General features: G+C 65.5%; 15 protein-coding genes. 12 read left to right on the forward strand and 3 right to left on the reverse strand.

Features of this window, described 5'->3' with window-relative positions; translation table 11 throughout:
• Nucleotides 1-6: 6 nt before the first annotated feature.
• Nucleotides 7-672 carry an energy transducer TonB gene (locus tag J2S32_RS05630; protein WP_253517897.1) on the forward strand — a complete coding sequence of 222 codons (666 nt, stop codon included), beginning with the start codon at nucleotides 7-9 and terminating at the stop codon, nucleotides 670-672.
• A gap of 7 nt (nucleotides 673-679) precedes the next feature.
• Here J2S32_RS05630 and J2S32_RS05635 read toward each other — a convergent pair whose 3' ends face one another.
• Complete coding sequence (locus J2S32_RS05635) at nucleotides 680-889, reverse strand: hypothetical protein (protein ID WP_253517900.1); 210 nt, start codon at nucleotides 887-889, stop codon at nucleotides 680-682.
• A gap of 94 nt (nucleotides 890-983) precedes the next feature.
• On the opposite strand from J2S32_RS05635, the gene J2S32_RS05640 reads away from it, so the two are divergent.
• From J2S32_RS05640 to J2S32_RS05655, 4 genes are read left to right on the forward strand one after another with little or no spacing between them, the layout of a single operon-like run.
• Nucleotides 984-1,367, forward strand: coding sequence for a DUF3597 domain-containing protein (locus J2S32_RS05640; RefSeq protein ID WP_253517903.1), 384 nt, complete (start codon nucleotides 984-986; stop codon nucleotides 1,365-1,367).
• Between the two features lie 37 nt (nucleotides 1,368-1,404).
• Entirely contained in the window at nucleotides 1,405-3,258 is a 1,854-nt protein-coding gene (locus tag J2S32_RS05645; protein ID WP_253517907.1) for a DUF885 domain-containing protein, read from the forward strand.
• Complete coding sequence (locus J2S32_RS05650; protein WP_253517910.1) at nucleotides 3,255-4,208, forward strand: hypothetical protein; 954 nt, start codon at nucleotides 3,255-3,257, stop codon at nucleotides 4,206-4,208. The genes J2S32_RS05645 and J2S32_RS05650 overlap by 4 nt, the downstream gene beginning before the upstream one ends.
• Nucleotides 4,209-4,219: 11 nt before the next feature.
• The gene (locus J2S32_RS05655) at nucleotides 4,220-5,851 is read left to right on the forward strand and encodes an FAD-dependent oxidoreductase (protein WP_253517913.1); all 1,632 of its coding nucleotides are present in this window, start codon (nucleotides 4,220-4,222) and stop codon (nucleotides 5,849-5,851) included.
• A 7-nt stretch (nucleotides 5,852-5,858) separates the two neighbouring features.
• On the opposite strand, the gene J2S32_RS05660 is transcribed toward J2S32_RS05655, so the two are convergent.
• Nucleotides 5,859-6,179 (reverse strand): hypothetical protein, encoded by a 321-nt coding sequence (locus tag J2S32_RS05660; RefSeq protein ID WP_253517916.1) that lies wholly within the window; start codon nucleotides 6,177-6,179, stop codon nucleotides 5,859-5,861.
• A 131-nt stretch (nucleotides 6,180-6,310) separates the two neighbouring features.
• A complete protein-coding gene (locus tag J2S32_RS05665) occupies nucleotides 6,311-7,909 on the reverse strand; it encodes a phosphoenolpyruvate carboxykinase (protein ID WP_253517919.1) in 1,599 nt (532 codons plus the stop codon).
• Between the two features lie 180 nt (nucleotides 7,910-8,089).
• Here J2S32_RS05665 and J2S32_RS05670 point away from each other — a divergent pair, with 180 nt between their 5' ends.
• The 7 genes from J2S32_RS05670 to J2S32_RS05700 all read left to right on the forward strand — a co-directional run bounded on the left by J2S32_RS05670 (nucleotide 8,090) and on the right by J2S32_RS05700 (nucleotide 13,350).
• Complete coding sequence (locus J2S32_RS05670) at nucleotides 8,090-8,845, forward strand: response regulator transcription factor (protein WP_301298643.1); 756 nt, start codon at nucleotides 8,090-8,092, stop codon at nucleotides 8,843-8,845.
• Nucleotides 8,846-8,856: 11 nt separating this feature from the next.
• On the forward strand, nucleotides 8,857-10,422 hold the full coding sequence (locus J2S32_RS05675) for an ATP-binding protein (protein ID WP_253517922.1): 1,566 nt from the start codon (nucleotides 8,857-8,859) through the stop codon (nucleotides 10,420-10,422).
• Nucleotides 10,423-10,424: 2 nt separating this feature from the next.
• Nucleotides 10,425-10,865 carry an HPr kinase/phosphorylase gene (locus tag J2S32_RS05680; protein WP_253517925.1) on the forward strand — a complete coding sequence of 147 codons (441 nt, stop codon included), beginning with the start codon at nucleotides 10,425-10,427 and terminating at the stop codon, nucleotides 10,863-10,865.
• 11 nt (nucleotides 10,866-10,876) lie between these two features.
• The gene (gene rapZ / locus J2S32_RS05685; protein WP_253517928.1) at nucleotides 10,877-11,773 is read left to right on the forward strand and encodes an RNase adapter RapZ; all 897 of its coding nucleotides are present in this window, start codon (nucleotides 10,877-10,879) and stop codon (nucleotides 11,771-11,773) included.
• A gap of 71 nt (nucleotides 11,774-11,844) precedes the next feature.
• Nucleotides 11,845-12,270 carry a PTS sugar transporter subunit IIA gene (locus J2S32_RS05690; RefSeq protein ID WP_253517932.1) on the forward strand — a complete coding sequence of 142 codons (426 nt, stop codon included), beginning with the start codon at nucleotides 11,845-11,847 and terminating at the stop codon, nucleotides 12,268-12,270.
• Entirely contained in the window at nucleotides 12,267-12,545 is a 279-nt protein-coding gene (locus J2S32_RS05695; RefSeq protein ID WP_253517935.1) for an HPr family phosphocarrier protein, read from the forward strand. The genes J2S32_RS05690 and J2S32_RS05695 overlap by 4 nt, the downstream gene beginning before the upstream one ends.
• Before the next feature lies 1 nt (nucleotide 12,546).
• Entirely contained in the window at nucleotides 12,547-13,350 is an 804-nt protein-coding gene (locus tag J2S32_RS05700) for a TrmH family RNA methyltransferase (protein ID WP_253517938.1), read from the forward strand.
• The last annotated feature ends 61 nt before the right edge of the window (nucleotides 13,351-13,411 follow it).

The following is a 13,411-nucleotide window of genomic DNA, read 5'->3' on the forward strand; positions in this document are numbered from 1 at the left end:
AACACCATGTCCTATACCGACCAGACCCGCGGGCCCTCGCCCGCCAGCATGGCGGCGGTGATCGGGGTTCACGCCGCCATCGGCGCGATCCTTGTCGCCGGGCTCACCGTGAGCGGTACGGTGCCCGATATCATCACGCCGATCGACGCGACCAATATCCCGATCGACCCGCCCCCGCCTCCGCCCAAGCCCCCCGAACAGGTGCAGCCGACCCCCCGCGACACTGCCCAGCCAGTTCCGAAACCGCCGGTGCCCCCGATCGACATCACGAACACTGCGTCGACCCGGCTCAAACCGCTGCCCATGCCGACCTTCCCACCTGTGGATTTTCCATATGGCAAGGAAGCCGCCAAACCCGAACCGATCAGCAGCTTCACCCCGGTCGGGGCCAAGCCGAGAAACGATCCGGCGGCGTGGCTATCGACCGATGACTATCGCCCGAGCTGGGTCAGGCGCGAACTGACCGGCCTGGCGCGGTTCCGGCTCGAGATTGCGGCAAACGGGCGCGTTACCGATTGCACCGTCACCGGTTCGACCGGCCATGGCGTGCTCGATACGGCGACCTGCACGCTGGTCACGCAGCGTGCGCGGTTCGAACCCGCGCGCAGCGGGACGGGCGAGGCGGTGGCGAGCAGCTACTCAGGCGCAGTGCTCTGGCAGCTGCCTAAATAGTCGCGCTTTACCCGGGGTCCTGCTCGAGCTTGTCGAGCGGGGCCTCGCCCTTTGCATCGGGCAACACCCAGATCGCCACATTGGCCAGCGCAACCGCGGCCAGCAGCACCATCAGCAGCGCATTTTTTACGTTGCCGGTCCGCCGCCAGAGAAAGAAGGCGCCCACCAGCAGGAGGATCGCGGCCAGGACGGTGATCGAAAGCACGGTGTCGAGCATGCCTTTCCCATAGCCCGCTGCCCCGCCGCCGCAAGTCATCAAACCGGAACGCGGCGACGCTCTACCCGTTCGAACAGATGAAGGAGACGGCAGCATGAGCATTTTCGGCAAGATCAAGGACGCGGTTTTCGGCAAGAAGGCCGAAGCGCAGGACACCCCCAAACCCGCGCCCAAGCCGACCGGCAATGCCTGGGCCGATGCCCCGGTGGTCGAACAGAAGGCCAGGCCGGTGGTCGATATCGAGAACAATCTCGACAATATGCCCGGCGCCGACACGCTCAACTGGCGCACCTCCATCGTCGATCTGATGAAGCTGATCGGGGTCGATTCCGATTACGAAAGCCGCAAGGCGCTCGCCGTCGAGATGGGCCGCGAGGATTATGCCGGCAGCGCCGAGGACAATATCTGGCTGCACCGCCGCGTCATGAACGAGTTGGCCGCCAATGGCGGCAAGGTCCCGCCCGAATTCCTCGATTGATTTGACAGGCTTGCACGCGGGAAGCACACCCGTGGGCATGACCCAGACCAGCACCGCCATCACCCGCCGCCAGGCCCTTGCCGGCCTTGGCGCAACCTCCGCCCTTGCCCTGTCGGGATGCGCCGCCACCGCGCGGCCCGAGGCGATCGCCCGCGCGCAGGCGATCGGTGCGCAGCGCCTGCTCGAAGTGGTCGGCTACAATCTGCTCGCGCACGAACCCGAACGGGCGACCGCGCTGGGGGTGGACACCGGCCGCTATTATAATTTGCGCGGCAAGCTCGAAGACCAGTCGCCCGCGGGCCAGGCCGCCTATGCCGCGACGCTCAGGCAGGATCTCGACCGGGTGCGTGCGCAGCCGCGCGATGGTCTCGACAGCGCGACGGTGACCAGCCTCGATGTCGTCGAAAGCGCCTATGAACTTGCGCTCGACGGCTTTGCGCTGCCCTATGGCGATACGCCGGTCGGCAATTGGCGCACTGCGCCCTATGTGGTGATCCAGAACGTCGGCGAATATCTGGCGCTGCCGCGCTTCATGCAGTCGAACCACAAGCTCGAGCATGGCGACGATGCCGACGCCTATATCGAACGCATGGAAGCGATGCCCGCCACATTCGATGGCGAGCTGGCGCGGATCCGCCAGGCACGCGGCATGGGCGTGGTCCCGCCCGCCTTCCTGCTCGACAAGGCGCTGCGCCAGATGGAACAGACCATCGCCAGCGCTGGCAAGGGTGAGCTGTTCGCCGACGATCTGCGCACCAAACTGCAGGCCGCAGGCATGCCCGAAAGCCACGCCAATCGCGCGCTGGCACTCGAAAGCGGACCGATCGCCGAAGCGCTGACCCGCCAGCTCGAGGAACTGCGTGCCGAACGCGCCGTCGCCAGCGATGCGCCGGGCATGTCCGCGCGCCCACACGGCGAGGAATTCTATGCCTGGGCGCTGCGTTCGAGCACGACCACGCGCCTGTCGGCCGATGAGGTTCACCGGCAGGGCCTCGAGGAACTCGAAACGCTGCATGCGCGCATGGATCCGATCCTGCGCAGCATCGGCTATACCAGCGGCTCGGTGGGCGAACGCATGCAGGCGCTGGCCGCCGACCCGCGCTACAAATTCGCCGAGGGCGACCCCGGCCGCGCCGAGATCATGGATTTCATCGCCGAGCGGGTCGAGTGGATCAAGGCGCAGATGCCGCGCGCCTTCAACACGCTGGTCGATCCGAACATGGAGGTGCGCCGCATCCCCCCGGCCGAGGAAGTCGGTGCGCCGGGCGCCTATGGCGGCGCGGGCAGCAAGGACGGCAGCATCCCCGGCCGCTTCTGGATCAATCTGCGCAGCACCGATCTGCACCGCAAATACGACCTCGCCGATCTCACCTATCACGAGACGATCCCGGGCCACGTCTGGGAAGGCGAATATTCGAACCGCCTGCCGCTGATCCGCTCGATCCTCGCCTTCAATCCGTTCAGCGAAGGCTGGGCGCTCTATGGCGAGCAGATCGCAGACGAGCTGGGCGCCTATGACGGGTTCGAGGTCGGCCGGCTGGGCTATCTGCAGAGCCTCGCCTTTCGCGCCTGCCGCATGGTGGTGGATACCGGTCTGCACGCCAAGGGCTGGAGCCGCGCGAAGGCGGTCGATTTCTTCGTCACGCGCAATGGCAGCAAGCCCGCGGAGGTCGAGAGCGAGGTCGATCGCTATTGCAGCTGGCCCGGACAGGCGACCGGCTACAAGCTGGGCCACAGCCGCATCGTCGACCAGCGCGCGCGGGCACAGGCGGCGCTCGGGTCAGCCTATGACTTCAAGGCGTTCAACGACGCGGTGGTGCTGGGCGGCAATGTCCCGATGGATGTGCTGGAAAAGAACGTCGGCCGCTATATCGCAAGGGCGGGCGCATGATCTCTCGCGGGCCCGCGCAGCTCATCGCTGCATCATCGGTAGCGGTCGCACTCGCAACGGGAAGCGAGGCCACGGCCAGCAGCCCCTATCAGGTCGAGGTGACGTGCGCGGTTGGCGGCGAGCAATTCGAACACACCGCGACCGCCAGCTATTCGACCTGGGGATCGCGGCCCGATGGAAAACCCTATGGTAGCTGGGTCTTCCCCGGCCCGCTTCCCGAATGTCCCGGCAACAAGCTGGTTATGTACCGCGAGTTCACGCCGCAGGAGGTCGCACAGCTCGAGACGCTGATCGCAAGCAACGACTACCGCGCGTTGCACGATGAAACCGACTATTTCCGGGCGCAGTGGATCGAGGATCGGCTTGCCATCGAGCTGCCGGAGCCCTGGCTGCTCATGCGCGCAACCTGGCAGACCGATCGCGATCCGGCCTTGCGGAAGCGTTATCTCGAAGCCTTTATCGCACGGGCCGCGCTGGTCGAGGTCGATGGCGCAGACCTCGATACGCTTGCACTGCGCTACCTGCTCGCCAATGCATACCGCGAGACTCGGTCGTTCGACGAGGCACTCCTGACGCTGGAGACCATTCCGCTGGCCGTGCTCGCTGTCGAGGTTCCGGATAAGAAAGAGGCTGGCTGGAATGCCTATCGCGAAGCCAAGGACCGTTTGTGGTTGGCAAGGCAGATCGCCATCATGCGCGATGTGATTGCCGAAGGGAATGCTTCGCGCGAACCGCTGCGCCTGATCCCCGAGGCCATGGCGGCCTATCGCTGCAAGGAGATGATCGGGTCCGGCGAGCCTGGGATCGATGAATTCTGCTATTCAGAGCAGGTCCAGGCGGAAATCGCAGGAAGAGCATCGGGGTCCGGCGCCGCAAGCGAGGCCGCGGCGGCAGCCTCTGACGCTGCGGACGCGATGGCAAATATTGAAGCCGCTGGCGACTGGGAGTAGCGAACCGAGCCATGGAAGCATTGGGCGAAAACCTCGAGACCATGCCGCGCGTGCCGCTGGCCGACCATCATGTCGCCGCGTTGCACCGGCTGGGCCGGATCAGGACCTATGCCGAGGGCGAAGTGGTGGTCGAGGCGGGCGATCCGATGGACAGCTTCGTCTATGTCCTCGAAGGCGAAATCGAGGTGGTCGATCCGCGCTCGCGCAACCGGCTGATGGAAAGCTCGATCGGCCCGACGCAGTTCATGGGTGAGATTGCCTTCCTCAACGCAGGGGCGAACATCCTTCCGATGCGCGCGGCCAAGCCGACCCGTACGCTCGAAGTCCCGCGTCAGGCGATGCTCGACCTGATGGCGCGCGTGCCCGAATTGTCGGACCATGTCATCGGCGTGTTTTCCGCCCGGCGGCGGCGGCAGTTCGAGCTGAAGAACAGCGCGGTCAAGCTGATCGGCGCAGACCGCGACGGGGCGGTACAGAAGGTCGAACAGTTCCTCAGTCGCAACCGCATCCCGTTCGAGAGCCTCGATCTCGACGGGAGCGACAGTGAAACGCTGGCTGCCTGCAACCTTACCGGTCACCGCCCCAGCGTCATCCTGGGCCAGGACCGCGTGCTCGACGACCCCACTCCGCGCAAGGTGGCGCAATATCTCCATCTCGATTTGGATGTCTGCCGCGAGACGCTTTACGACCTGCTGATCGTCGGCGGCGGCCCCGCGGGTGTGGCCGCATCGGTCTATGCGGGTAGCGAAGGGCTGTGCGCGCTGACAATCGAAGACACCGCGATCGGCGGGCAGGCGGGCACCAGCAGCCGGATCGAGAATTACATGGGCTTCCCCACCGGGATCAGCGGGGCCGACCTCGTCTATCGCGGGCAGATCCAGGCAATGAAATTCGGCACGCGCTTCGCCATGCCGCGCAGCGTCGAGGGGCTGGTCCGGCGCGGCGACGGGACGTTTTGCGCGCAACTGGACGATGGCGACGAGGTTTGCGCCAAAGCGGTGCTGGTCGCCACCGGGGTGCAATACCGCCGCCTGCCGCTCGACCGGCTGGAGGCGTTCGAAGGCGCGGGGATATTCTATGCCGCGACCGATATGGAGGCACGTTTCTGCCACAACACCGAAGCGGTGGTGGTTGGCGGCGGCAATTCGGCGGGGCAGGCGGCAATGTATCTCAGCCGCACCGCGACCTGTGTCCACGTTGTCGTCCGCGGCGACAGCCTGGCCGCGTCGATGTCGAACTATCTCACGCAGCGGCTGGAAGCCGACCCGGCGATCCAGATCCATTACGACACCGAGATCACCGATCTGCATGGCGATAGCCATCTCGAAGCCGTGACCTTCACCACCCCCGCGGGCGACCGCGTGATCGACACGCGCGCGCTGTTCGTGATGATCGGTGCCGCGCCCAATACCGGCTGGCTGTCGGGCCTAGTGGAAACCGATGACCGCGGCTTCGTGAAGACCGGCGCGCAGGTCGGGCGCGAGACGCCGTACGAAACCGCCACCGACGGCGTCTTCGCGGTTGGCGACGTGCGCTCGGGATCGGTCAAGCGCGTTGCCAGCGCGGTTGGCGAAGGCTCGGTCGTGGTGAGCCGGATCTGGAGCTATCTCGACCGGCTGGCGGTGCCCGCCAGCACGGTCTGAGCCGCGGCTACTTCTTGCCGAACAGTCCGCTGGCCATTCCGGCGATATCGTCGAGCGGATTGCCGTCGCCATCGAGGTCGAGCATGCTGGCAAACTTGGCCAGCGAGCCTTCGCCGCCGATCGCATCGCGGATCTGTTCGAGCAACTGCGTGTCCATCCCGGTCTTGGCCGAAGCGACCTCGATCGTGTCGCCCGGATCCTGATGCGCCTCGCCCAGCGCCGCGACGGCCTTCGCCGCGAGTTCGGGATCGATGCCGAATTTCTCTGCCATGTTGGTCACGGTCGGATTGTCACCGACCTGGCTGAGGATGCTGTCGAAAAGGCCCATCGCGCGTATCTCCTGCGGTAAAGTGCGCGCACAATGGCAGCTGGACGGACAATATTAAAGCCCCCGGTCCGCATCGCTGCGGCCGGGGGCCTCCTCTCCGACTGGTGCGCTCCCGAGCGGAGCGAAACGGTTCAGGCGGCGACCGACTTGCTGGGCGCCGCGTCGCGCACGCCCTGGTCGACATGCGCTGCAAAGGGTTCAAAATTGTCGACGAAAAGCTGCACCAGCTTGCTGGCGGTGCGGTCGTATTCATCCTTGTCCGCCCAGGTCGAGCGCGGGTCGAGAATGCCCGTATCGACGCCCGCAACCGCGACCGGCACTTCGAAACCGAAGTTGGGGTCCTTGCGGAATTCGGCGTCGTTGAGCGACCCGTCGAGCGCGGCGTTGAGCAATGCGCGGGTGGCCTTGATCGGCATCCGGCTGCCGACGCCATACTTGCCGCCGGTCCAGCCGGTGTTGACCAGCCAGCAATGCACTTCGCCCTTGGCGATGCGCTCCTTGAGCAGATTGCCGTAAACGCTCGGGTGGCGCGGCATGAAGGGCGCGCCGAAGCAGGTGCTGAAAGTCGCTTCGGGCTCGGTCACGCCGATTTCGGTGCCCGCGACCTTGGCGGTGTAGCCCGACAGGAAGTGGTACATCGCCTGATCGGGCGTCAGCCGCGCGATCGGGGGCAGCACGCCGAAGGCATCGGCAGTCAGCATGATGACGTTGGAGGGCGGCGGGCCCATGTTCTTTTCGGACGTGTTCGGAATCGACGACAGCGGATAGGCGCCGCGGGTGTTCTCGGCGAGGCTGTTGTCGTCGAGGTCGATTTCGCCCGCATCGTTCATCACGACGTTTTCGAGCACGGTGCCTTCCATCTTGGTGGTGGCATAGATTTCCGGCTCGGCCTCGGGGTTGAGACGGATCATCTTGGCATAGCAGCCGCCTTCGAAGTTGAAGACCGCCGTATCCGACCAGCCATGCTCGTCATCGCCAATCAGCGTGCGGCTGGCATCGGCCGACAGCGTGGTCTTGCCGGTGCCCGACAGCCCGAAGAACACCGCGGTCTTGCCGTCGGGGCCGATGTTGGCGCTGCAGTGCATCGGCATCACGCCCTTGGCGGGCAGTAGGTAGTTGAGAATGCCGAAGACGCTCTTCTTCATCTCGCCGGCATATTTGGTGCCGCCGATCAGGATCAGCTTTTCTTCGAGATTGACCGCGATCACGGTCTCGCTGCGCGTACCGTGGCGTTCGGGGTCGGCCTGGAAGCTGGGCAGGTCGATGATCGTGTATTCGGGCACGAAACCGTCGAGCTCGGCCTCGGTCGGACGGACCAGCAGCGTGCGGATGAACTGGTTGTGCCACGCCAGCTCGTTGATGACGCGCACGTTGACCCGGTATTCGGGCTGCGAGCCGCCGAACAGGTCGGCGACGAAAAGCTCGCCCTTGTCCGCTACCGCTTTGAGGAAATCTTCCTTGAGCGCAGCGAAATGCGCCGGCGTCATCGAAGCATTGTTGTCCCACCATACGGTGTCTTCGGTTTCGGCGTTGCGGACGATGAACTTGTCCTTCGCGCTGCGGCCCGTGTGCTTGCCCGTTTCGACCACCAGCGGACCGTCCTTGGCGCGGCGGCCCTCGCTGCGCTCCAGCGCGGCGGCGGTCAGCTCTTCCGAAGTCAGGTTGGGGTGAATGGTAGCGGAAGTCTCGATGCCCTGGTCGGCAAGCGAATGGGAAAGCGAAAAGGTCACTGAATTCTCCAGCGCGGGATGCGGGTTCGTCCGAAAGTGGCCTGCGCATACGAATGCGCGGCTGTCCTCAAAGCCAATAGTCCGGCTGCCAGCCGCCGTCAAACCACTGGCTGCCGATAAGTGCGCAGCATGCGACCGCCCGCGTTGTTTTGCCGCGGCAATGCGGCTAGTCATCGGGGCATGGAGCACATGGGCGCAGAGGCGATGCCGCAGGGCGAGACGAACCGCACGGTCATCGCGCTGGTCGATGACGACCGCAATATCCTCACCACCGTGTCGATCGCGTTGCAGGCCGAAGGATTCGCCACCCGCGTCTATTCGGATGGCGAGGCGGCGCTGGGCGCGCTGCTGTCGAACCCGCCCGACCTTGCCATCTTCGATATCAAGATGCCAAAGATGGACGGGATGGAGCTGCTCCGCCGGCTGCGCGAACAATCGCCGTTGCCGGTGATCTTCCTGACCAGCAAGGACGATGAAACCGACGAGCAGGCCGGCCTCGAAATGGGCGCGGACGATTATATCGCCAAGCCGTTCAGCCTGCGCCTGCTGCTGGCGCGTATCCGCGCGATCCTGCGGCGCAGCGGCGGCGACCATCCGCTGCTGTTGTCCGAGCAGTTCGACGACAAGCCGGGCGAGCTGGTCGAACGCGGGCGCCTGTTCATGGACCCGGCGCGTCACCACGTGACCTGGGACGGGCAGCCGGTATCGTTGACCGTAACCGAATTCCTGCTGCTCGAGGCGCTGGCTGCGCGCCCCGGCGTGATCAAGAGCCGCAACCAGCTGATGGATGCCGCCTATCCCGACGACGTCTTCGTCGACGACCGCACGGTCGACAGCCATATCAAGCGCATGCGCCGCAAGTTCCGCAGCGTCGATGACACCTTCTCCGCCATCGAAACCCTGTACGGCGCAGGCTACAGCTTCAACGAAGGCTGAGGCGAAGCGCAATGTCCGAAACCGGCAGTGTTCTCAAAGGCGATCCGCGAATCGAGAAGCAGCGCTGGTCGCGGCGGCTCTCGCTCACCAGCCGCATCCTGTTCGTCAACGTGCTGCCGCTGGTGCTGCTGGGCGGCGGGGTCATCTATGTCGATGCCTATCGCAAGCAATTGCTCGACGAGCGTTTCAAGCTGGCGCTGGTCGAAGCGCAGATCACCGCCGAAGCGCTGGCCGGCGCGACGCCGCAGCGACAGGAAGCGCTGCTGATCCAGATCGGCAAGGAGCAACGCCTGCGCCTGCGGGTCTACAGCCCAGACGGCACGCTCGAATCGGATAGCTTCAAGCTCGCCCCGCCCAGTTTCGTCCTGCCAAGCGCGAAGGAAGTCGACCAGAGCGCCTTCGCGCTGCGGCTCGATCGCTGGTTCGACCGGGTGGTGGGCGCGCCCGCCCTGCCCGACTATGTCGAGCCCGAGACCGACGATGTCGGCGACTGGCCCGAACTGACGCGGGCGCGCGAGGACAGCTTGACCCAGATCGTCCTGCGCGATGCTCCCGACGGCACGCATGTGATCAACGCCGCCGCACCGGTCGGGCTCGACGGCGATACGCTGCTGCTGACGCGCAACCCGGTCGACATTACCGAAAGCGTGCGCGAGGCCCGCTCGACGGTGGCGCTGGTCGTGCTGCTGGCGCTGGTGATCTCGACGCTGCTGTCGTTCTTCCTTGCGCAGACCATCGTGCGCCCTTTGCGCGAACTGGTCCATGCCGCAGTGCGCGTGCGGCAGGGCCGTGACCGGCAGGTCGAAGTGCCGCGCCTGCCGCAGCGACGCGACGAGATCGGCATGCTCGCCCGCTCGATCTCGGACATGACCGCCGCGCTGCGGCAGCGGATCGATGCGGTCGAACATTTTGCTGCCGATGTCGCGCATGAGATCAAGAACCCGCTCGCCTCGCTGCGCAGCGCGACCGAATCGCTCAGCAAGGTCGAGGATCCGACCTTGCGCGCGCAATTGCTCGATATCGCCACGCATGACGTGCGCCGGATCGACCGGCTGGTCACCGAAATTTCGGACGCAAGCCGGATCGATGCCGAAATGTCGCGGACCGAATTCGAGCCGGTCGACCTGGCGCAATTGCTCTGCACGATCGTCGAAAGCCGCGAGGCGCGCGACGAGAACGAAGGCCGCACGCTTGAAATTACGGGTGCGGACCGCCCCGCACGAGTCATGGGCGTGCCCGTGCGGCTCGAGCGCGTGATCCAGAACCTGCTCGACAATGCAGTGTCCTTTTCGCCGCCTGCGGGCCGCATCTGGGCCGATCTCAGCCGCCGCGACGACTGGATTACGCTGACCATCTGCGACGAGGGTCCGGGCATCCCCGAGGAAAAGCGCGAAAAGGTCTTCCGGCGCTTCCATTCGGACCGTCCGGCGGAAGAAGATTTCGGCAATCATTCGGGGCTCGGCCTCGCGATCGCGCGGACCATCGCCGAAGCGCATGACGGGACGCTGGTCGCCACCTCGCGCATGGACGGCGAAAGCGGGGCGTGCCTCCACCTGGGCCTTCCGGCCAAGCGCTGAGCATGGCGGTGCTCGCCAATATTACCGCTGTGGCAGTCGCCGGGCGGGTGCTGCTGATCGAGGGGCCGCCGGGGTCGGGCAAATCGACGCTTGCGCTGGCGCTGATCGATCGCGGGGCCACCCTGGTGGGTGACGATGGCGTGTCCATTACCCGCGATCGCGACACGCTGTTGGCCGCGCCGCCACCGAATACCTGCGGGATGATCGAGATACGCAATGTCGGCATCGTGGAGCTGCCCGTGACTGAGGGTCCGGTCGCGCTGCTGCTTACGTTCGATCCCGCAGCACCGCGTTTCCCGATGGACATTCCCGTGCGCGACATCGAGGGCGTGCCCATCCCGGCGCTGCCTTTCGCCCCCGGTGATGCGGTGCAGGCGCTGCGCGCCGAATATGCGTTGGAACTGCACGGGCTTCCCCTCCCCAAAGGCGATGAAAAGGCATAGGCACCCCCGCCATGGCTGATGATTCGCCCCCTTCGCAGCGCATCCTGCTCGTCACCGGACTGTCCGGCGCGGGCAAGTCGACCGCGCTGCAAGTGCTCGAAGATCTCGGCTGGGAAACGATCGACAATTTCCCGATTCGCCTGCTGGGCGGACTGGTCGCGGGAAGCGATGCGAACACCCGCCTTGCGATCGGTTTCGATTCGCGCACCCGCGGCTTCGTGCCGCAAGAGATCATCGCACTGTGCAAGCAATTCGAAGCGCGCGACGATATCGAACTGACCACGCTGTTCATCGATTGCACCAGCGCCGAGCTCGAGCGCCGCTATAACGAGACCCGGCGGCCGCATCCGATGGCCCGCGGGCGCACCGCGCTCGACGGGATCAAGTCCGAGCGCGAATTGCTCGACCCGCTTCGCCGCTGGTCCGATACCGTCATCGACACATCCGATTACGCGGCCAACCAATTGCAGCAGGTGGTGCGCGAACGCTTCGCCGAGAATGCCGAACCGGGGATGAGCGTGACCGTGTCCAGCTTCGGCTTTGCGCGCGGCATGCCCCCACTCGCCGATCTGATGTTCGACATGCGCTTTCTCGACAATCCGCACTGGATCGAGGGCCTGCGCGAACAGACCGGGCTCGATGAAGCAGTCGGCACGCATATCTCCGCCGATCCGGCCTTCGACCCCGCTTTCGAAAAGATCACCGACCTGCTGCTCGAGGTCATGCCGCGCTACGCCGCGCAGGGCCGCAGCTATCTCAACATCGCCTTCGGCTGTACCGGAGGGAGACACCGCTCGGTCTATAGCGCGGAACGTGCCGCCGAGGTCTTGCGTGAGGCCGGATTTTCGCCCACGGTCATTCACCGTAACCTCGGTTCGCGTCCCGCCGATCCGCTCGAGCGCCGCTAGACCCGGGGGCAAGGAATGATTAAGCGCCACGCTGGCATATTCTTCGGGCATCGCAACGGAACTGAAGCTGCATGATCGGCATGATCCTCGTTACCCACGGCAAGCTGGCCGAACACTTCATCGATGCGATGGAGCACGTCGTCGGCAAGCAGGAAGCCGTGGCCACCATCTGCATTGGCCCCAATGACGACATGGAGCAGCGCCGCGCCGACATCGCCGACGCGATCAAGGCGGTCGACGATGGCCAGGGCGCAATTATCCTGACCGACCTGTTCGGCGGGACGCCCTCCAACCTCGCCATCTCGCTGCTCGATACGGGCCACATTGAAGTGATCGCCGGGATCAACCTGCCGATGCTGATCCGCCTCGCGGGCGCGCGCAAGAGCATGAACGTGGTCGATGCGGTCAACGCCGCGCAGACCGCGGGACGCAATTACATCACGGTCGCGAGCGAATTCCTCGGCCAGGATATCGCCGGCGCTCGGAAAGCCTCTTGAACGAGCTGCGCAAGAGCCTTGTGGTGGTCAACCAGCGCGGGCTCCACGCCCGGGCGAGCGCGAAATTCGTCAATGCGGTGGCCGAACTTCCCGAAGGCTGCACCGTCCGCGTCGCCAAGGGCGAGAACGAGGCTGCCGGCGGGTCGATCCTCGGCCTGATGATGCTCGGCGCGGCCAAGGGCGACACGATCGACATCGTGGTTGCAGGCGAGGATGCAGATGCGGTGATGGCGCAGCTTTCGGCGATGGTCGAGGATGGCTTCGGGGAGCCCTGACGTGAGCCCGACACGCCGCGAAATCACCGGCTTTTCCAATCCCACGGTCAAGGCGCTGCGCGCGCTACGCGAAAAGAAGCACCGCAAGGCCGCGGGCCGCTTCCTGGCCGAAGGGCTGCGGCTGCTGACCGATGCGCGCGAATGCGGCTATCTGCCCGAAGTGCTGGTGCTGTCCGACAGGCGCGAGCCGCACCCGCTGCTGGCCGCGCTCGAAGAGGCGGTCGAAGCCGAGGGCGGCGAGATTATCGAAACCACGCCCGACATCCTCTCCAAGATCACCGGCAAGGACAATCCGCAGGCAGTCGCGGGGGTCTTCGCCGAATTCGACACCTCGCTCGCCGCGCTTGATCGCAGCAGCGCCGATATCTGGCTGGTTGCGCAGGCGCTGCGCGATCCGGGCAATCTGGGCACCATGCTGCGCACCGGCGATGCGATCGGTGCGGGCGGCGTGATCCTGCTCGACGACTGCGCCGATCCCTTCAGCGTCGAGGCAGTGCGCGCGAGCATGGGCGCGGTGTTCACGCAGCGCCTTGCGCAGGCGCGGTGGGAGGAATTCGAACCCTGGCTGCGCAGCGGCGCAGGGCAGCTTGTCGCCGCCAGCTTGCGCGATGCGCAGCCCTATCGCGGCGCACCCTATAGCGCACCGTGCTTCGTCATGGTCGGCAATGAAAGCCGCGGCCTGCCCGAACCATACGAGATGGCCTGCGACCTGCGCGTGACCATGCCGATGAAGGGCCGCGCCGATAGTCTCAATGCCGCGGTCGCCGCGGCGGTGCTGGGTTATGAGGTATTGGCCTCGCTCTGAGGGGCGTGCGGCGGCCCGCGACGGGACGAAGGGGATGTTAACCACAGTTCCCTAGTAATGG

The sequence above is a fragment of the Qipengyuania citrea genome, assembly GCF_024171405.1.
GTDB lineage: Bacteria > Pseudomonadota > Alphaproteobacteria > Sphingomonadales > Sphingomonadaceae > Qipengyuania > Qipengyuania profunda.

Excerpts from the sequence above, each read along its gene's own strand:
- J2S32_RS05630 (WP_253517897.1), top strand. The coding sequence starts at position 7 with ATGTCCTATACCGACCAGACCCGCGGGCCCTCGCCCGCCAGCATGGCG.
- J2S32_RS05635 (WP_253517900.1), bottom strand. The coding sequence starts at position 889 with ATGCTCGACACCGTGCTTTCGATCACCGTCCTGGCCGCGATCCTCCTG.
- J2S32_RS05640 (WP_253517903.1), top strand. The coding sequence starts at position 984 with ATGAGCATTTTCGGCAAGATCAAGGACGCGGTTTTCGGCAAGAAGGCC.
- J2S32_RS05645 (WP_253517907.1), top strand. The coding sequence starts at position 1,405 with ATGACCCAGACCAGCACCGCCATCACCCGCCGCCAGGCCCTTGCCGGC.
- J2S32_RS05650 (WP_253517910.1), top strand. The coding sequence starts at position 3,255 with ATGATCTCTCGCGGGCCCGCGCAGCTCATCGCTGCATCATCGGTAGCG.
- J2S32_RS05655 (WP_253517913.1), top strand. The coding sequence starts at position 4,220 with ATGGAAGCATTGGGCGAAAACCTCGAGACCATGCCGCGCGTGCCGCTG.
- J2S32_RS05660 (WP_253517916.1), bottom strand. The coding sequence starts at position 6,179 with ATGGGCCTTTTCGACAGCATCCTCAGCCAGGTCGGTGACAATCCGACC.
- J2S32_RS05670 (WP_301298643.1), top strand. The coding sequence starts at position 8,090 with ATGGAGCACATGGGCGCAGAGGCGATGCCGCAGGGCGAGACGAACCGC.
- J2S32_RS05675 (WP_253517922.1), top strand. The coding sequence starts at position 8,857 with ATGTCCGAAACCGGCAGTGTTCTCAAAGGCGATCCGCGAATCGAGAAG.
- J2S32_RS05680 (WP_253517925.1), top strand. The coding sequence starts at position 10,425 with ATGGCGGTGCTCGCCAATATTACCGCTGTGGCAGTCGCCGGGCGGGTG.
- rapZ (WP_253517928.1), top strand. The coding sequence starts at position 10,877 with ATGGCTGATGATTCGCCCCCTTCGCAGCGCATCCTGCTCGTCACCGGA.
- J2S32_RS05690 (WP_253517932.1), top strand. The coding sequence starts at position 11,845 with ATGATCGGCATGATCCTCGTTACCCACGGCAAGCTGGCCGAACACTTC.